19 protein-coding genes are annotated in these 16,863 nt (G+C 63.0%); 4 read left to right on the plus strand and 15 right to left on the minus strand.

What is annotated here, in order from left to right:
- The 4 genes from LQR33_RS11020 to LQR33_RS11035 form a co-directional block, all read right to left on the minus strand.
- Positions 1-271, minus strand: a 271-nt coding sequence (locus tag LQR33_RS11020) for a UbiA family prenyltransferase (RefSeq protein ID WP_231468931.1), incomplete at its 3' end; no start/stop codon positions are given.
- Positions 268-1,302, minus strand: a complete 1,035-nt coding sequence (locus LQR33_RS11025) for a COX15/CtaA family protein (protein WP_231468933.1) — start codon at positions 1,300-1,302, stop codon at positions 268-270. The genes LQR33_RS11025 and LQR33_RS11020, both read right to left, overlap by 4 nt.
- Positions 1,303-1,350: 48 nt before the next feature.
- Positions 1,351-1,860 (minus strand): hypothetical protein, encoded by a 510-nt coding sequence (locus LQR33_RS11030; RefSeq protein WP_046156254.1) that lies wholly within the window; start codon positions 1,858-1,860, stop codon positions 1,351-1,353.
- Positions 1,847-2,461, minus strand: a complete 615-nt coding sequence (locus LQR33_RS11035) for an SURF1 family protein (protein WP_166439546.1) — start codon at positions 2,459-2,461, stop codon at positions 1,847-1,849. Before LQR33_RS11035 ends, LQR33_RS11030 begins: the two co-directional genes overlap by 14 nt.
- Before the next feature lie 103 nt (positions 2,462-2,564).
- Here LQR33_RS11035 and LQR33_RS11040 point away from each other — a divergent pair, with 103 nt between their 5' ends.
- On the plus strand, positions 2,565-2,762 hold the full coding sequence (locus tag LQR33_RS11040; protein WP_021478398.1) for a DUF2909 family protein: 198 nt from the start codon (positions 2,565-2,567) through the stop codon (positions 2,760-2,762).
- Between the two features lie 6 nt (positions 2,763-2,768).
- On the opposite strand, the gene LQR33_RS11045 is transcribed toward LQR33_RS11040, so the two are convergent.
- The 6 genes from LQR33_RS11045 to bioD all read right to left on the minus strand — a co-directional run bounded on the left by LQR33_RS11045 (position 2,769) and on the right by bioD (position 7,947).
- The gene (locus LQR33_RS11045; protein ID WP_046156255.1) at positions 2,769-3,626 is read right to left on the minus strand and encodes a cytochrome c oxidase subunit 3; all 858 of its coding nucleotides are present in this window, start codon (positions 3,624-3,626) and stop codon (positions 2,769-2,771) included.
- A gap of 10 nt (positions 3,627-3,636) precedes the next feature.
- Positions 3,637-3,813: a DUF2970 domain-containing protein gene (locus tag LQR33_RS11050; protein WP_166439545.1), complete on the minus strand. Its 177-nt coding sequence runs from the start codon at positions 3,811-3,813 to the stop codon at positions 3,637-3,639.
- Positions 3,810-4,358 carry a cytochrome c oxidase assembly protein gene (locus LQR33_RS11055; protein ID WP_231468935.1) on the minus strand — a complete coding sequence of 183 codons (549 nt, stop codon included), beginning with the start codon at positions 4,356-4,358 and terminating at the stop codon, positions 3,810-3,812. The genes LQR33_RS11050 and LQR33_RS11055 overlap by 4 nt, the downstream gene beginning before the upstream one ends.
- 14 nt (positions 4,359-4,372) lie before the next feature.
- Positions 4,373-6,010, minus strand: coding sequence for a cytochrome c oxidase subunit I (gene ctaD / locus LQR33_RS11060; RefSeq protein WP_166439543.1), 1,638 nt, complete (start codon positions 6,008-6,010; stop codon positions 4,373-4,375).
- A 13-nt stretch (positions 6,011-6,023) separates the two neighbouring features.
- Complete coding sequence (gene coxB, locus LQR33_RS11065) at positions 6,024-7,139, minus strand: cytochrome c oxidase subunit II (RefSeq protein ID WP_166439542.1); 1,116 nt, start codon at positions 7,137-7,139, stop codon at positions 6,024-6,026.
- 175 nt (positions 7,140-7,314) lie between these two features.
- Positions 7,315-7,947, minus strand: a complete 633-nt coding sequence (gene bioD / locus LQR33_RS11070) for a dethiobiotin synthase (RefSeq protein ID WP_166439541.1) — start codon at positions 7,945-7,947, stop codon at positions 7,315-7,317.
- Positions 7,948-8,170: 223 nt separating this feature from the next.
- Between bioD and LQR33_RS11075 the strand changes: the two genes are divergently transcribed.
- The gene (locus LQR33_RS11075; protein ID WP_166439540.1) at positions 8,171-8,614 is read left to right on the plus strand and encodes a hypothetical protein; all 444 of its coding nucleotides are present in this window, start codon (positions 8,171-8,173) and stop codon (positions 8,612-8,614) included.
- Between the two features lie 280 nt (positions 8,615-8,894).
- On the opposite strand, the gene LQR33_RS11080 is transcribed toward LQR33_RS11075, so the two are convergent.
- The 3 genes from LQR33_RS11080 to LQR33_RS11090 form a co-directional block, all read right to left on the minus strand.
- The gene (locus LQR33_RS11080; RefSeq protein WP_166439539.1) at positions 8,895-10,682 is read right to left on the minus strand and encodes a 2-isopropylmalate synthase; all 1,788 of its coding nucleotides are present in this window, start codon (positions 10,680-10,682) and stop codon (positions 8,895-8,897) included.
- Between the two features lie 185 nt (positions 10,683-10,867).
- Positions 10,868-12,271, minus strand: coding sequence for a sensor histidine kinase (locus LQR33_RS11085; protein WP_166439538.1), 1,404 nt, complete (start codon positions 12,269-12,271; stop codon positions 10,868-10,870).
- The gene (locus tag LQR33_RS11090; protein WP_046156262.1) at positions 12,261-12,917 is read right to left on the minus strand and encodes a response regulator; all 657 of its coding nucleotides are present in this window, start codon (positions 12,915-12,917) and stop codon (positions 12,261-12,263) included. The genes LQR33_RS11085 and LQR33_RS11090 overlap by 11 nt, the downstream gene beginning before the upstream one ends.
- 206 nt (positions 12,918-13,123) lie before the next feature.
- On the opposite strand from LQR33_RS11090, the gene LQR33_RS11095 reads away from it, so the two are divergent.
- A complete protein-coding gene (locus tag LQR33_RS11095) occupies positions 13,124-14,110 on the plus strand; it encodes a DUF2860 domain-containing protein (protein ID WP_221663739.1) in 987 nt (328 codons plus the stop codon).
- 216 nt (positions 14,111-14,326) lie between these two features.
- Positions 14,327-15,169 (plus strand): archaetidylserine decarboxylase, encoded by an 843-nt coding sequence (gene asd / locus LQR33_RS11100; RefSeq protein ID WP_166439536.1) that lies wholly within the window; start codon positions 14,327-14,329, stop codon positions 15,167-15,169.
- Between the two features lie 130 nt (positions 15,170-15,299).
- Here asd and LQR33_RS11105 read toward each other — a convergent pair whose 3' ends face one another.
- Positions 15,300-15,662, minus strand: a complete 363-nt coding sequence (locus LQR33_RS11105; RefSeq protein ID WP_166439535.1) for a hypothetical protein — start codon at positions 15,660-15,662, stop codon at positions 15,300-15,302.
- 178 nt (positions 15,663-15,840) lie between these two features.
- Positions 15,841-16,857, minus strand: coding sequence for a ketol-acid reductoisomerase (gene ilvC, locus LQR33_RS11110; protein ID WP_166439534.1), 1,017 nt, complete (start codon positions 16,855-16,857; stop codon positions 15,841-15,843).
- Positions 16,858-16,863 lie beyond the last annotated feature (6 nt).

A 16,863-nucleotide genomic window follows, 5' to 3' on the forward strand; every position in this document is an offset into this window, starting at 1 on the left:
CCTCGCCGGTGGCCGTGGCCCGCCAGGCGGTGCGCCGCATCCTGACATCAACGCCGCGCTCCACCAAGCAGTTGACCATGGCCGCCGCGCCGGCCACCAGCGCGATGCCCAGCGTGGCCGGCGCCACCACCGCGGCATCCGGCACGCCCGGGCTGGCGAGAAACATGCCGATGACCGCGCAGAACACGATCAGCGCCACCACCCGCGGCTTGGACAGCTGCCACAAGGCGTAAGCATGTTGCCGCCATAACGGCAGGCCGACGGCGCTCATCTCCCCTCTCCCGGCCCGCCCGCGCGCCTCAAGTTAAAGGACGGCAGCCGCCAGCGGACAGACGACGTCCGCGCCACCCCCGCCTCAACTCGCAGCCGGGATCGCAGCAGCAGCGCCACGGCTAGCAGCAAGGCGGCGCCGACGTTGTGCGCCACCGCCAGCGGCAAGGGCAGTTGCAGCAGCACGTTGGCGACGCCCAAGCCCACCTGAACCAGCCATGCGGCGCCCAGGCACAGCAGGTGCGGGCGCAAAGCGCGCTCCCGCCAGCCCAGCCACAATGATGACAACAGCAGCAACGACACCAGCAAGGCGCCCAACCGGTGCAGCCAATGTATGGTCACCAGGCTGGCGAAATCGAGCAGGCTGCCGTCCGGCGCTTCGCCCAACTCGCGCAACAGATGAAAAGCGTGATCGAAACGCAACGCAGGCCAGCTTTCGCCGTTGCAGGCTGGAAAGCCCTGGCAAGCCAGCGCCGCGTAGTTGCTGGACACCCAGCCGCCTAGCGCCAGTTGCAGCGCCAGCGCCGAGACCAGCCAAGCGGCAAGCCTGACTTGCCTTGCGGGAACCGCGACAGGCGGCAAGCCCGGGGACAAGGCCATCCAGCCGAGAATCTGCAGCACCGCCATGCCGCCCAACAGATGCGAAGTGACAATGACGGGCTTGAGCAGCAAGGTGACGGTCAGCATGCCCAACAGGCCCTGCAAGCCCAGCGCCGCCAGCAACAGCCCCGCCGGCAGGCACTGGCGCTTTTCCCGCCAGGCCCGCCAGGCGATCAGCGCGATCAGCGCGCCCAGACTGCCCGCCAGATAGCGGTGCAGCATCTCGCGCCAGGCCTTGCCTGGGCTGACCGGGCCTTCCGGCGACAACGCCTGGGCCTGGAGTATGCTGTCGGCCGCATGCGCTGGCGAAATCTGGCCATAGCAGCCCGGCCAGTCGGGGCACCCTAGGCCCGCGTGGGACAATCTGACATAGGCGCCGAACGGCACCACGACGACGGCCAGCAGCAAAGCCAGCCAAACCAGTTTCCGCATGGCGAGCGCCCCCCCAGTGCACAGCGTGTCCGCCGGTCAACCGCCGGCTCAGCCCAGCCCGTTGTTCACCTTCAACACCTTGGCCACTTCATCGATGATCAAGCGCGGATCCGCGCCGTCTCGATAGAACATCACCTGATTGCCCAGCGGATCGACCAGATAAAAGCCCAGGTTGCCGGCCGGCAAGGCCGACTCCGTCGAATGCGGCAGCCGGTGCGGCACATCCAGCCGCGGCGCCTGCTCCGAAACCTGCAAGGCCACTCTGGTCAGGCGACCAGCCGCTTCGCCCTGCGCCCTTTCTATCTGGCGCATCGCATGCCAGCGCTGCTGGCAACGCCCATGGCACTCCGTGCCCAACACCGCCGCCAGCACCCACTTGCCTCGCGGCCATTGCGGCTGCGCCGCGGCGGCAAAAGGATGGGTGGGCAGCAATTGGCCATAGCTGCGCCCGCCTTGGGGCGGCAACAACCAATAAGCCAACAACGCGGCCAGCACCGGCGCCAGGCACAGCAAGCCCATCGCCAGCAACGCCACCCGCCCTCGGTTAATGGATTTCATGCCTGCGCCTCCACATCAGCCAGCTGGCACCGCTGATGCAGACGCCCAGCAAAAACCATTGCAGCGCGTAAGCATAGTGGCGGTCTGGCATGAACTCCGGCACCACCGGCCAGTGCAACAGCGGTTCAGGGGAGCTTTCCAGCACCACCACGCCCTGGAACCAATGCCCAGGATATCGGCGGCGCAAGACCGCTTCGTCCACCGCGTCGACAGGACCTTCGGCACCCTTGACCGCGCCAGACAGCACGAAATGGCGCGGCGTCGGCATCCGATAACCCTGGGCCTGCACCTGCTCCGGCCGGAAAGCCGGCAAGGGAGCGCCGTCGACCAGCCATCCCAGATCCAGCAATACCAGCGAACGATCGTCCCCCTGCCGCCAGGGCTGCAGGATGCGCCTCCCTGCCTGGCCGGCCATGAAGCTGTTGCGCAGCTCGATCACCGGTCCGGCCGGCTCGGCCCGATTCAGCCTGACCCGGGTGAACTCCGGCGGCGGCTCCGCTTCGCGGTAGACCAGGTCCACCGGCGCCACGCTCATCGCGCTGGTCAGTGAGTTCAGCAGCGCCTCCTTGTCTTGCCCCCTTTGCCACTGCCATACTGCCAATACATATGGTAATAAGTTGATTACCAAAAGAAACAGCCACAACGTTCGTTGCCATTTAGACTTTGGCTTGTTTTCCGGATCAGTTTGCGTGGAGGATACGGTCATGAAACTCGTCATCCTGTTGTTGCTTGCCTGTATCGTCCTGGCCCTGTTCTGGGGTTTGACTGGGCTGATGAAGGCCGAACACGGCTCTCAGCGCCTGGTGCGCTCCCTGACCCTGCGGGTTGGACTGTCCATTGGATTATTCCTGCTGCTGTTGCTGGGCGCGCTGTTCGGCTGGTGGCGCCCGCACCATGTCTGATTTCCCTCATAGCCAGTAAACGAAGATAAACAGCAGCAGCCACACCACGTCCACAAAGTGCCAGTACCAGCTGGCCGCCTCGAAAGCGAAATGGTGATGGGCGTCGAAATGTCCGTTCATGCTGCGCAGCCACACCACAAACAGGATGATGGACCCCAGCAGCACATGCAGGCCATGGAAACCGGTCAGCATGAAAAAAGTCATGCCGTACGCGCCCGAAGCCAGCGTCAGGTTCAGCTTGCTGAAGGCGTGCCCATACTCGTGCATCTGCAAGGCCAGGAAGGTGCAGCCCAGCACCACGGTCAACAACAGCCCCAGCGTGAACTGGCTTCTCTTCTCCTGCAGCAGTCCCCAATGCGCCCAGGTGACGGTGGCGCCTGAACTCAACAAAATCATCGTATTCAGCGATGGCAAGCCCCAGGCTTCCATCGCCTGATAAGCCTGGGTGATGCCCGGGCCGGTGGACAGCGGCCAGGACGCTTCGAAATCCGGGTACAGGATCTTGTAGTCCAGCGATCCCAGCTCCGGCACCGACACCGTTCTCACCCAGAACAGCGCGCCGAAGAACGCGCCGAAGAACATCACCTCGGAAAAAATGAACCAGCCCATGCCCCAGCGGAAGGACATGTCCTCTCGCCCCAGATAGACGCCGAGCCTGCTTTCCCGAATCACGTCGCCGAACCAGCCCACCAGCATCGCCACCAGGATCAGCATCCCAAGCGCCAGCGACACCTTGCCCAGCAGCATCCCGTTGACTGCGAACGCTGCGCCCAGGCCGATGCAGAACAGAGCCAGCGAGCCCACCATGGGCCAGCGCGACGGCGTCGGCACGAAATAACGGTCCTGCTCTTCTACGCTTGCCATCTCACTCCTCCTAGCGGGTCACCCAGGACACCAGCAGCAGCAGGGCTGCGATCAGCCCTGCCGCCAACACCAGCGCGGTGACGATCAATTGCCACGGCTTGAGCGCCTGGTCGACCTGCGAGGCCGCCCCCTTGCGCACGCCGATGAATGCGCCCAGCACTGCCTTGACCCCTTGTCCCCAGCTCATGGCAATCCCTTCCCTTGGCCCGGCACGTCGAACACGGTATAGGCCAGCGTGATGCTGGTGATCGAGGCCGGCAGCTTGCGGTCTATCACGAACACGACCGGGAAGGTGCGGGTCTCGCCCGGTTTGAAGCGTTGCTGGGTAAAGCAAAAGCATTCCAGCTTCTTGACATACTCGCCGGCCTCGGCCGGCAAATAACGCGGCAGCGCCTGGCCTACCACCTCGCGCGAACTGGCGTTGGTGATCCGGTACTGCACCTGGACGAAGGTCCCCGGCTTGACCTTGAGGTGGGTTGTCATCGGCTGCACCTGCCACGGCAGCCCGGCCTGCACGGTAGAATCGAAAGTCATCCTGACTTCGCCGTCACCGGCGATCAGGTCCTCCTTCTCCAGCTCGTCCGCCTTGACGACATCGTTGAGGCCGGTTTTCTCGCACACGATGCGGTACAGCGGAATCATCGCCCAGGCGAAAGCGAACATCAGCGCGACAATCAGTACCAGTCGCTTCACCAGCCGATGGTTGCGCCGCCGCATCGCCATCGCGTCCATGCCGGCCTCCCTTCTCAGTGCGAATGCCCCCCACCGCCTTCCTGGCAGGACAGGATCACGCCGTTTTCGCCAACCTCGACCCGCGGCGCCTGTTCGAAGCTATGGTAGGGCGCAGGAGTCGGCAGATCCCACTCCAGCGTGTTGGCGCCCTCCCAGGGCTTGTGCGGCGCTTTTTCGCCGTGACGCAGCGCATGCAGGATGTTGTACAGGAAGATCAGCTGGCCCAGTCCGAACATGAAGGCGCCGACGCTGGCGATGCGGTTGAAGTCGGTGAATTGCAGCGCGTAGTCCGGAATCCGCCGCGGCATCCCGGCGAGCCCCAGAAAGTGCATCGGAAAGAAGGTGACGTTGAACCAGATCATCGACCACCAAAAATGCAGCTTGCCCAGCTTCTCGTTGTACATCCGGCCGCTCATCTTGGGGAACCAGTAGTAGATCGCGGAAAACAGGCTGAACAACGCGCCCGCCACCAGCACATAGTGGAAATGGGCCACCACGTAGTAGCTGGCGTGCAACTGGATGTCCACCGCCGCCACGCTGAGCGTGATGCCGGACAGGCCGCCGATGGTGAACAGCAGGATGAAGCCTATCGAGAACAGCATCGGCGTCTCGAAGCTCATCGCGCCTTCCCACATGGTGGCGATCCAGTTGAACACTTTCACGCCGGTGGGCACCGCGATCAGCATCGTCGCGTACATGAAGAACAGCTGCGCGGTGGCCGCCATGCCGGTGACGAACATGTGGTGCGCCCACACCATGAAGGACAGGATGCCGATGGAGCTGGTGGCGTACACCATCGAGGTATAGCCGAACAGCGGCTTGCGGGCGAAGGTCGGGATCACCTGGCTGACGATGCCGAAAGCCGGCAGCGCCATGATGTAGACCTCGGGGTGGCCGAAGAACCAGAACACATGCTGGTAAAGAATGGGGTCGCCGCCGCCCGCCGCATTGAAGAAGTGAGTGCCGAAATGGCGGTCGGTCAGCACCATGGTCACCGCGCCGGCCAACACCGGCATCACCGCGATGATCAGGTAGGCGGTGATCAGCGAGGCCCAGGCGAACATCGGCATCTTCATCAGCGTCATTCCCGGCGCGCGCAGATTGAGGATGGTGACGATGATGTTGATCGACCCCATGATGGAACTGATGCCGAGGATGTGGATGGCGAAGATGGTCATGTCCATGCCCATGCCCATCTGCGTGGACAGCGGCGCGTACAGCGTCCAGCCGGCCGCGGCCGCGCCGCCCGGCACCGCGAACGACATCAGCAGCAGCAGCGCCGCCGGCGGCAGCAGCCAGAAGCTCCAATTGTTCATCCGCGCGAAAGCCATGTCCGGCGCGCCTATCATCAGCGGCAGCATCCAGTTGGCCATGCCGGTGAAGGCCGGCATGATGGCGCCGAACACCATGATCAGGCCATGCAGCGTGGTCAGCTGATTGAACAGCTCCGGCTGGAAGAAGCGCAGGCCGGGGCTGAACAGCTCGGCGCGGATGCATAGCGCCAGCACGCCGCCGGTCAGGAACATGGTGAACGAGAACCACAAATACATCGTGCCGATGTCCTTGTGATTGGTGGCCATCAGCCAGCGGGCGATGCCATGCGGCTTGCCGTGGTGGGCGCCGCCGGCGTGGGTGGTTTCCGCGATTGCCATGAGGTCCGACTCCTTATGCCGCCTTGCCGCGCGCAGCCTTCACTTCCTTGGGCTGCACGATCTGGCCGGTATGATTGCCCCAGCTGTTGCGCTCGTAGGTGATCACCGCCGCGATGTCGGTATCGGACAATTGCTTGCCCCAGGCCGCCATCGCCGGATTCTTCTTGCCGCCGAACAGCACGATCTCGATGTGGCCGGCCTTGTCGCCGGTGACGATGGGCGAGCCGTCCAGCGCCGGGAAAGTGCCCGGGATGCCCTTGCCGTTGGCCTGGTGACAGGGCACGCAGTTCTGGGCGTAGATTTTCTCGCCGCGCGCCTTCAGGTCCTCCAGCTTCCACACCTTGTTGGGATCGTCGGCGGCGGCTGCCATCTGCTTGAGCTTGGCCCCGCGCCATTTCTCATAATCGGCCGGCGACTTGGCCTCCACCACGATGGGCATGAAGCCGTGGTCCTTGCCGCACAGCTCCGAGCACTGGCCGCGGTAGACGCCGGGCTTCTCGATCAGCATCCAGCTGTCGCGCAGGAAGCCGGGAATCGCATCCTGCTTGACGCCCAGCTGCGGCACCCACCAGGAATGGATCACATCATTCGCCGTCAGCAGCAGGCGGATCTTGCGGTCGGTCGGCACCACCAGCGGCTCGTCGACTTCCAGCAAGTAGTTGGCAGGCTTCTGGATGGTTCCCTCGATCGCTTCCCTGGGAGTGGCGAGATGGCTGACGTAGCCGAAATTGTCGTCCAGGTAGTCATAGCGCCACTTCCACTGGTAACCAGTGATCTTGATGGTCATGTCCTCGCTGCGCGTGCTCTTCTGCGCCAGCACCGCGCGGGTGGCGGGAACCGCGATGACTACCAAGATCAGCAGCGGCACCACGGTCCAGATGATCTCCACCGTGGTGTTCTCGTGGAATTGCTTGGCCTCGTTGCCAGCCGATTTGCGGTGATGAAAGATGGAATACAGCATCACCAAGAACACCACGGCGAAGATCACGCCGGTGACGATCAGCAGCATGGTGTGCAGATGATATTCAGTGCGCGCCAGTGGGGTGACCGGCTGCTGCAGGTTGAATTCGGCCGCGGCCGCGCTCTGAACGGCCAGCAGCAGGCATAGCGGAATGCGCAAACAAGACATGTTGCCCCCTAGGTCAAGACGACCGACACAATGCACTGCATGCACAAGCACCGGCTTGTCGCCGGCATGTTTTCATCGTAGGAGCAATGTCAAGAAAAACAAGAATGCGTCATGACGCGGCGCAATGCGCGCGGACCGGGGCCATGGACGGCGGCGGCCGCCCATGGGAAGACGCTCAGGCCGCGGGCCGGTAGGGGATTTCCAGCAGCAGCGGAGCCGGAATGTGGCGTTTGAGCGTGGCCAGGTTCTCCGCGTAGGCCGCCTGCGGCGGCTGCGCGCAGTTGGCCACCCAGCCGGCCAGCTCCAGCCCGCTGTCTCGCACCGCCTTCGCCGTCAGCAAGGCGTGGTTGATGCAGCCCAGCCGCATGCCCACCACCAGGATCACCGGCAGCGCCAACGCTTGCGCCATATCGGACATGAACAGGCTGTCGGACAGCGGGGCCAGCCAGCCGCCCGCGCCCTCCACCAGCACGATATCCGCCTGCTCCCGCAAACGCCGGTAATGATCGACGATGCGCGGCAACTCGATTTCCACCCCGGCTTCGCGCGCGGCGATGTGCGGCGACACCGGCGGCAGGAAGCGGTAGGGGTTCATCAGCTCCAGATCAGTCTGCCCGGTAGCCGCGGTGAGCCGCGCCACATCATCGTTCCACCAGCCGCCGTCCGGCAGAATTTCACAACCGGACGCCACCGGCTTCATCGCCAACACGATCTTGCCCTGCTCTCGATACGAACGGATCAGTTCGACGGCGGAATGGGTCTTGCCGATCTCGGTGTCGGTGCCGGTGATGAAATAGCCTTGGCCCATGCTCTCTCCCGATATGGTTGTCCCGCGCCGCGCTCCATGCGGGCCGGGACCGACGTTTTACACTAGGCCGCGCCGATCTTTCAATACTTCCGGCGTCCACTGGCCACGGCCTCCGCTCTCGACGGAAACACACAACCCATCAAGCATAAAGATCAGGTAGCCAGGTCAAGGCCTGTTTGCGCCATGCGAAAATCGCAATTCTCAACTTTTTTAGGAACTCGCCATGAAAGAGAGCGAAGCTTTGGCCGCCTTGGCCGGCATGGGCATCATGGTGCTGGTGGTGGTGGGCGCGCTGGTGCTGGCGGTCAGCATCTTCTATTTCCTGACCTTGCACCAGACGATGAATGCCGTTGGGGAGGAACGCCGCCCGCTAGCCGGCGGCCTGATCTGGCTGGCGCTGATTCCGGGCCTGGGATTGGTCTGGTACATGATCTACATCCTGCTGCTGTCCAGCGCGTTAAGAAAAGAGCTGGCCCAGCGGCAATTGCCGGGCGACGGCGGCTTCGGCATCAGCCTGGCGCTGGTGATCTTGCAGGTGCTGTGCTTCATCCCCTACATCAATCTGTTGGCCGCGATTCCCGCCCTTGCTCTGTGGATTGTCCATTGGGTAAGGATGGCCGGCTACCGCAGATTGCTGCAACCCGCCCAGACAGCGCTGGCGGTATAAACACCGGCGGTCTAGCAGTGGACGCCCGCGATGCCGGTTGCGGGGGCCGCGCCCTCGACGTGCCAACGCCGACCTTGTGGGTCGGCGTCGTGCCGTCGGCCTTTTGGGCGTGGGCGCGATGAGTTCGGCCGGATAGGCCTGCGCAGGATTTCACGCGGGATGGAGTGAAAGCCTTTTGGCTTGGCGGCTCGGGCCGCGGGGCGCAACGACAAGAACGGGATGTAAAACCTTGCCGCCTCCCCGCGGCCACGGACCGCCGCGCCGGGAAACTTCAGTCGGCTCAGACCACGGCCTGAGCGCTCACCTTCTCCTCTACGGTCAGCTTGTTCAGCGCCGACAGATAAGCTTTGGCGCTGGCGACGATGATGTCGGTGTCTGCGCCCTGGCCGTTGACGATGCGGCCGCCGCGCGACAGGCGTACCGTCACCTCGCCCTGGGACTCGGTGCCCTTGGTGATGGCGTTCACCGAATACAGCTCCAGCTCGGCGCCGCTGTCGACCACCGCTTCGATCGCCTTGAACGCCGCGTCCACCGGACCAGAGCCGCTGGACTCGCCGCGCTGCTCTTCTCCGTGCTCGACGAACACGATGCTGGCCAACGGCGGCTCGCCGGTTTCGCTGACCACTTTCAGCGACACCAGCTTGTAGTCCTCGCGCTCGATGTTGACCATCTCGTCGGATACCAGCGCGTGCAAGTCTTCGTCGAAGATCTCGCGCTTCTTGTCGGCCAGCTCCTTGAAGCGGGCGAAGGCGGCGTTCAATGCCTCCTCGCTGTCCAGCACGATGCCCAGCTCGGACAACTTGGTCTTGAACGCGTTGCGACCGGACAATTTGCCCAGGGTCAGGCGGTTGGCGCTCCAGCCCACCGATTCGGCCGACATGATTTCGTAGGTTTCGCGGTGCTTGAGCACGCCGTCCTGGTGGATGCCGGACTCGTGGGCGAAGGCGTTGGCGCCGACGATGGCCTTGTTCGGCTGCACCGGATAGCCGGTGACGGTGGACACCAGCTTGGATGCCGGGACGATCTGGGTAGCGTCGACGCGGCTGTCCACGCCGAACACGTCGCGGCGGGTCTTCACCGCCATCACGATCTCTTCCAGGCTGGCGTTGCCGGCGCGCTCGCCCAGGCCGTTGATGGTGCACTCCACCTGGCGCGCGCCGCCCAGCACCGCCGCCAGGCTGTTGGCCACCGCCATGCCCAGGTCGTTGTGGCAATGGGCGGACCAGACCACCTTGTCGCCGCCCGGGGTGCGGGCGATCAGCTCGCGGAAGAAGGCTTCGGTCAAGCGCGGCACCGCGTAGCCGACGGTGTCCGGCACATTCAGCGTAGTGGCGCCGGCCTTGATCACCTCGCCGAAGATGCGGGCCAGGAAGTCGATGTCGGAACGCAAGGCGTCCTCGGCGGAAAATTCAACGTCGTCAGTGTATTCGCGGGCGATCGTCACCGCCTTCACCGCAGCCGCCACCACCTCGTCCGGGCTCATCCGCAGCTTCTTTTCCATGTGGATCGGGCTGGTGGCGATGAAAGTGTGGATGCGGCCGCGCGCGGCCGGTTTGATCGCTTCGCCGGCGGCGCGCACGTCGCGCTCGTTGGCGCGCGCCAGGCTACAGACGGTGGAGTCCTTGATGGTTTCGGCGATCGCGCGGATAGCGTCGAAATCGCCGGGGCTGGCGGCGGCGAAGCCAGCTTCGATGATGTCCACGCCCAAGCGTTCCAGTTGGCGCGCGATGCGGATCTTCTCTTCCTTGGTCATCGAGGCGCCCGGCGACTGCTCGCCATCGCGCAAGGTGGTGTCGAAAATGTAGAGGCGCTCGCCCATGTCGATAGTTCTCCCTGCCGCCTGGTTCGGCTCTCCGACCAGATAGTCGTTGAAATCAAAGCGCCTGCCCTGTCCTGCGGCCAGCTGCGCCAGCCGGCTCAGCTGGGTCAGCGGCAGGCTGCCGCGTTCTCTCCATTTGTATATCGCTGCGCGGCTCACCGGCTCGTCGGGGAACAGACGGTTCAGTTCGTCGGCCAGATGGCTCGGCCCTCCGAAGTCCGCGACCAGTCGTTCAATATCCACTTGCATCAATGTGCTCCTGCAGCATGTTTTGAATCAGACTACTCAAAAATGAGACATAAGGTCAAATTTGACAGGAAAAATCTGTATCAAATTCGTCACAGTACATGTCCAACTTTATTTTTTAGACAAATTGTAGAATTTAACTGTAAAAAAGGGTGCCCGCAGGCACCTGGACAAACCTTGCCAAGCCTCTAATTTGGCGACCACCAAGGCAGACTGACATGAAACGCCACGCCCCGGCCCTCCAGCCCCTCCGCCATCCGGATGCGGCCGCCCTGCGCCCGCACCGCCTGCCAAACAATGGCGAGCCCCAGGCCGGAACCCGGAGTAGATGCCGCCTTGCCCCGGTAAAAGCGCTCGAACAGATGCTGTCTGTCCTCGGCGGCGATGCCAGGCCCGTCATCCGCCACCGCCAACTCGATTCGTCCATCTACGGCGGCAAGGCGCACCCGGACGCGACCGCCGGCGCGGCCATACGCCACCGCATTGGACAGTAAATTGTCCACAATCGAGAGGAAGGAAACCAAGGCCAGGCTGGCCAGCAAGCCATCTGGCGAGTCCAGCTCCAGCTCCATGCCCTTTTCTTCCGCCCGCGGCGACAAGCCGATCAAGGCATTGCGCGTCACCTCGACCAGATCAACCTGTTGCCGGCGCTCGCTCTCCGCGCCTTCCAGCGCCGCCAGCCGCAACAGCTGCTGCACCAAATGGGAATGGCGGGCCACCGCCTGCTCCAAAGCGGCTAGGTTTTGCTGCCTGGCTTCGGCATCCTCCTCGCGGGCCAAGGCATGCGCTTGCGTGGAAATCACCGCCAACGGCGTGCGCATTTCATGGGCGGCGTCCTGCACGATGGCGCGTTCGCGAGCGATGCTGTCGCGACTGCGCCTGAGCAACTGGTCCAGCGCCAGGACAATCGGCTTCAACTCCCGATAAGGCAAGCGCATGGACAAGGGAGAAAAATCATCGGAGGCGCGATGGTTCAGGTAATCGGCCAAGCGCCTCAGCGGCAGCAAGCCGCGCGAAATGGCAAACCACAGCGGCAGCAGGGTGAACGAAAAGGAGATGGCCAGGGGCGCGATAAATTGCTTAGTGAGGAAAGGCAGCACTTCCTCATCAGGAATCACCGGCTCGAACAAAGTCAAATATCCAGCAGGATAGAGACGCTCCTCCACTCGATACGCTTTTCCTTGCAGCTGCACCACGCCCTTATTCAAATCGCGCGCCGGCAGCGCGATGGCTGGGACGCCCGGCGAAGCATAGATCCGCTCACCTTGCCGCGTGCGCGCGGAAATCAACAAATCGCCCGGGTAATCGACCTCGACCTTGGAAGCCACATTGATGCGCCGCGATGCGTTGAACAAGCGATCCGCCGTCTCCAAGGCTTGCCGATTGCGCTCCATTCTGTCAGGCGACAGCGTCACGGAAATCAGATCGGCCACTTTCCACAAAACTTGGCGGCGGGATTCCGATGACCTCGACTCCTGATATTCCCGCCCGACCAGCGCGAGCCATATCAAGGCGAAAGCCAGCAACAAAGCCAGCAACACCCGCCTCGTCAGCGACGGCGCCAAACCGTCCGCCAGCCGCTTAAACCACATATTGATAGCCCACGCCGCGTACGGTGCGGATGCGTTCGGCGCCGATCTTGCGGCGCAAATTGGACAAGTGCACCTCTATCGTCGCGCCATCGACAATATCGCCAAGCGGCTCCAGGCGTTGCCCCAGCACCGTTTTCGACACGATGCGGCCAGGATCGCGCGCCAGTTCCACCAGCAAGCGGAATTCGCGAGGCGACAAGTCCAACGCCAGTCCGTCCAGCCAAGCCAAATGCACGCGGGGTTTAAGACTCAGCGCGCCCAGGCTCCAGACTTCGCTGGCCTGGCGGGCGCTGCGGCGGCATACCGCCCGCACTCTCGACACCATTTCCGACACCGCGAACGGCTTGCACAGATAATCATCAGCGCCATCGTCCAAACCCGCCAATTTATCGTTCAAATCAGCGCTGGCCGTGATCATGATCACCGGCACGGCGATCTGCCTGGCCCGCCAGGCGCGCAACAATGCCAAGCCGCTGCCGTCCGGCAGGCCCAAGTCCAGCAATACGCAATCGAACCGGTCCGGCTCGAACAGGGCGTCCGCATCCGCCAACTGGCGCACCCATTCGGTCGTCACCGCTTCGGCTTTCAATGCGGCCTGCAAAGCCCGCCCCAGGTCCAAGTCATCCTCAACAATCAATAGATGCATTTTCGTTTTCACCGCGACCATCTTTGGCTTAGCAAAAGGTTGGCATACGCATACTTACACCATGCAAACGGGATGCCCTCTCTTTGCGCTAGCCATGGAGTATATGGTCGCGCGCTCAAGACAGACAATCGGCTTGGCCATCCAACGCCAGGGTGAATTGCCCGCCCGGCGACCCGCTCTTTTCACTCCATCCAAAGGAATATCCGATGAAACATCATGCCGTATTGATACTGCTCGCACCTTTGCTGGCAGTCGCCGCAGAGAATGAACAAGACGGTTTCTCCGGGACCTTCCAGTTAGGCGTCAGCCACTATCAACTGGCCAGCAATTTCCTCAAGGCGCCGAACGATGGCCGCCCCAGCGCCACCAGCCTGACGCAATCGCCGGCTTCGCAATCCGGCACCGCCCCCCTGTTCGACGGCGAATGGAGCTATGGCTTCGCCGGCACAGGCACCCGGCTCTTCATATCGCCTTCCAATACCAGCACGTTTGCTGCGGGAGGCGGCATGCAGTTCGGAGTGCGCCAGCAACTGCCGCAAGCCGGCGCGGTGTCGGCAGCACTGACTTATGGCCAGAGCGAGGTCTGGCTGGACCCCTATGCTTTGAATGTCGCCCGCCAGGACGGCAAGCTGAAAAGCGCCGGCCTGGCGCTGGGTTGGTCGAACATACTGAATACGCCGTTCAGCGCCAACTTCAGCTACTCCAGGCAAAAGCTAGACAATGAGCGGAGCGGACAGGCGCAAGGCTTGACGCTGGCCAATCAAGCCCTACTGCAGCGCAATGGCAACAACTACGGCGTCCAAGCCGCTTATGCTTGGAAATTGGACAGCCAGGGCGCGCATACGTTGTCCCCCGGCCTGATATACGCGCGCGCGGATCTGGACGGCAAGGCGATGAGCACCCGACGCTACGGGGTGCAATTGGCTTACGCCTATCAAGGCGCGGACTGGGACGCCACGACCTCACTCCTCGCGCTTCGCACCCGCTATCAAGCCGGCAATCCGGTTTTCGCCGGCCAGAAAGCGGATAGCCGCAACGCTTTGCTCAGCCTGGGCCTGACCCGGAAAAACCTGTTCGGCGCCAAAGCCTGGTCCGCCTTTCTCAGCGGCAACTATGGCCGCTCCAACTCGGACCTCGCTTATTTCAACGAGCATATCCGGGAGGTGTCCATCGGCATGGGCTACCATTTCTGATCCAGCCGAAACGCGCGGCTATCGTCGCCAAGGCGCACACTGGCGGCCCGCCATTCAGCGCAGCGCCAGATGGCTGCGGCGCTTTCTGTCGCGCGCTCGGCCATCAGGGAAAATCGGCATGGCCCGCGCGAAAGCGCCGCGCCCTCGGCAGACGGCGGGCCAGCCTCGCTTAGCTGCGATATAATGGGCGGTTAAACTCATCATCAGGAAATGCCCGTGTCCGAGCGCCTGTTCGTGCTGTCTCAACATATCCTGCCCAAACTGGCGCTGACCCGGCTGGCAGGCTGCTTCGCCGGCTGGAAGGGCGGCGGCTTCACCACGGCCGCCATCCGCCGTTTCATCGCCCGCTACCACGTAGACATGAGCGAAGCCGCCAACAGCGACCCGGCCGCCTACGCCACCTTCAACGACTTCTTCACCCGCGCGCTGCGGCCCGGCGCGCGGCCGCTGGCCGACGCCCGCCTGGTTTGCCCGGTGGACGGCGCGGTCAGCCAGCTGGGCTCTATAGACAGCGGCCGCATTTTCCAGGCCAAGGGCCGCGACTACAGCGCCGCGGCGCTGCTGGCTGGCGACGCCGAGCTGGCCGCCCGCTTCGCCGACGGCCACTTCGCCACCATCTACCTCAGCCCGCGCGATTACCATCGCATCCACATGCCCTGCGCCGGCAAGCTGATGGAAATGACTTACGTTCCCGGCGAGCTGTACTCGGTGAACCCCGCCACCGCCCGCGGCGTGGACCGGCTGTTCGCGCGCAACGAGCGCGTGGTGTGCGTGTTCGAGGACGAGCAAGGGCAACCGTTCGCGATGGTGCTGGTGGGTGCCACCATCGTCGGCAGCATGGCCACCGTCTGGCATGGCGTGATCAACCCGCCGCGCCGGCCGGCCGTGGAAAAATGGGATTACCGCGGCCAGGACATCCGTCTGGCCAAGGGCGAGGAAATGGGCCGCTTCCTGCTTGGCTCCACCGTGGTGCTGCTGTATCCGGCCGGCCCGCTGAAGTTCAATCCTCAATGGCAGGCCGCCAGCCCGGTGCGGCTGGGCGAGGCGATGGCGTCGTAAAGCCGCGCCGCGGATTAGAACGCAAAACGGCTGTCCTTGGTACGCAGCGCCCACTGCGATACCGACAGCCGTTTGTCCAAGCCGCGCCAGCCACAAGGCCGACAGAAGCTAGGCGAAGCGATGCCTTAGCTTACTCGCACTTGCACTGCAGCGTGACCTTGTAGTCCTCATCCCCGCCGCGGGAAACAATGCCCAGCGTGCCCAGCTTGAGCACGATGTCCGCGGCGGTTTTCGCCGCCTTCATCACCTCGCCGTCTCCCTGGTCTTTGGACTCTTCCTTCCGATCCAGGATGACCAGCTTCTTGTCCTGCTTCTTGCAAACCTCGCCAGCCTTGCCGACCGCGTTCTCCACCGCATCCTTGTATGAAGCCGCGGTGGCCACCGCAGTGAAGCTGCCTTCCTGCTGCGGCAGGATCGTGGCTTTAAAAGACGAGCATGCCGACAACCCTGCGACGACACCCACCAACAACGGCAAACAGATTCTGTGTTTCATGAATTTATCTTGGTTTTCAACAGCTTTTCAGCAGTAGATCAATTACTCGGAATCTACAATATTAATGAAAACTAACATTTACTACAAAGTTTATTTATAAGCTTATTTCTTTATGTTATTTGCGTGGAAAAGCCGGGCTTGCGCCCGGCTTCGTCATCGAAAACAGAACGTTGGCCGATCAGTTCTTGGACTGGTCCACCAGCTTGTTCTTGGCGATCCACGGCATCATCGCGCGCAGCTCGGCGCCGACCTTCTCGATCGGGTGGGCGGCGGTCAGGCGGCGGCGGGCCGTCATGGCCGGGTAGTTGGTCTTGCCCTCCAGGATGAACATCTTGGCGTATTCGCCGCTCTGAATGCGGTACAGCGCCTTCTTCATCGCTTCCTTGGTGGCGGAAGTCACCACTTCCGGGCCGGTCACGTACTCGCCGTACTCGGCGTTATTGGAGATCGAGTAGTTCATGTTGGCGATGCCGCCTTCGTACATCAGGTCGACGATCAGCTTCAGCTCGTGCAGGCACTCGAAGTAGGCCATTTCCGGCGCGTAGCCGGCTTCCACCAGCGTTTCGAAGCCGGCCTTGACCAGCTCGACGGCGCCGCCGCACAGCACGGCCTGCTCGCCGAACAGGTCGGTCTCGGTTTCCTCGCGGAAGTTGGTCTCAATCACGCCGCCCTTGGTGCCGCCGTTGGCCGCGGCATAGGACAGGGCCACGTCGCGCGCCTTGCCGGACTTGTCCTGGTAAACGGCGATCAGGGTCGGCACGCCGCCGCCCTTCAGGTATTCGGAGCGCACGGTGTGGCCCGGGCCTTTCGGCGCCACCATGATCACGTCGACGTCAGCCGGCGGCACGATCTGGTTGTAATGGATGTTGAAGCCGTGGGCGAAGGCCAGCGCCGCGCCCTTCTTCAGATTGGGCGCGATGTCCTTGTGATAGACGTCCGGCTGGGATTCGTCCGGCAGCAGGATCATCACCACATCGGCCTTCTTCACCGCCTCGGCCACTTCCTTGACCTTGTGGCCGGCCGCTTCGGCCTTCTTCCACGACGCGCCGTCCTTGCGCAGGCCGACGATGACGTCGACGCCCGACTCCTTCAGGTTCTGCGCATGGGCATGGCCCTGCGAGCCGTAGCCGATGATGGCCACTTTCTTGCCCTTGATGATGGAGAGGTCGGCGTCTTTGTCGTAATAAACTTTCATTTCTTT

It is taken from the genome of Chromobacterium piscinae, from assembly GCF_021129175.1.
GTDB classification, from domain to species: Bacteria; Pseudomonadota; Gammaproteobacteria; order Burkholderiales; family Chromobacteriaceae; genus Chromobacterium; species Chromobacterium piscinae.

What these genes read in the sequence shown, in the direction of transcription:
- LQR33_RS11105 (WP_166439535.1), bottom strand. Translation starts at nt 15,662, where the DNA reads ATGAAACACAGAATCTGTTTGCCGTTGTTGGTGGGTGTCGTCGCAGGG.
- LQR33_RS11050 (WP_166439545.1), bottom strand. Translation starts at nt 3,813, where the DNA reads ATGAGCTGGGGACAAGGGGTCAAGGCAGTGCTGGGCGCATTCATCGGC.
- ilvC (WP_166439534.1), bottom strand. Translation starts at nt 16,857, where the DNA reads ATGAAAGTTTATTACGACAAAGACGCCGACCTCTCCATCATCAAGGGC.
- LQR33_RS11040 (WP_021478398.1), top strand. Translation starts at nt 2,565, where the DNA reads ATGAAACTCGTCATCCTGTTGTTGCTTGCCTGTATCGTCCTGGCCCTG.
- LQR33_RS11085 (WP_166439538.1), bottom strand. Translation starts at nt 12,271, where the DNA reads ATGTGGTTTAAGCGGCTGGCGGACGGTTTGGCGCCGTCGCTGACGAGG.
- ctaD (WP_166439543.1), bottom strand. Translation starts at nt 6,010, where the DNA reads ATGGCAATCGCGGAAACCACCCACGCCGGCGGCGCCCACCACGGCAAG.
- LQR33_RS11055 (WP_231468935.1), bottom strand. Translation starts at nt 4,358, where the DNA reads ATGGACGCGATGGCGATGCGGCGGCGCAACCATCGGCTGGTGAAGCGA.
- LQR33_RS11080 (WP_166439539.1), bottom strand. Translation starts at nt 10,682, where the DNA reads ATGCAAGTGGATATTGAACGACTGGTCGCGGACTTCGGAGGGCCGAGC.
- LQR33_RS11025 (WP_231468933.1), bottom strand. Translation starts at nt 1,302, where the DNA reads ATGCGGAAACTGGTTTGGCTGGCTTTGCTGCTGGCCGTCGTCGTGGTG.
- LQR33_RS11095 (WP_221663739.1), top strand. Translation starts at nt 13,124, where the DNA reads ATGAAACATCATGCCGTATTGATACTGCTCGCACCTTTGCTGGCAGTC.
- coxB (WP_166439542.1), bottom strand. Translation starts at nt 7,139, where the DNA reads ATGTCTTGTTTGCGCATTCCGCTATGCCTGCTGCTGGCCGTTCAGAGC.
- LQR33_RS11030 (WP_046156254.1), bottom strand. Translation starts at nt 1,860, where the DNA reads ATGAAATCCATTAACCGAGGGCGGGTGGCGTTGCTGGCGATGGGCTTG.
- LQR33_RS11090 (WP_046156262.1), bottom strand. Translation starts at nt 12,917, where the DNA reads ATGCATCTATTGATTGTTGAGGATGACTTGGACCTGGGGCGGGCTTTG.
- LQR33_RS11075 (WP_166439540.1), top strand. Translation starts at nt 8,171, where the DNA reads ATGAAAGAGAGCGAAGCTTTGGCCGCCTTGGCCGGCATGGGCATCATG.
- LQR33_RS11045 (WP_046156255.1), bottom strand. Translation starts at nt 3,626, where the DNA reads ATGGCAAGCGTAGAAGAGCAGGACCGTTATTTCGTGCCGACGCCGTCG.
- bioD (WP_166439541.1), bottom strand. Translation starts at nt 7,947, where the DNA reads ATGGGCCAAGGCTATTTCATCACCGGCACCGACACCGAGATCGGCAAG.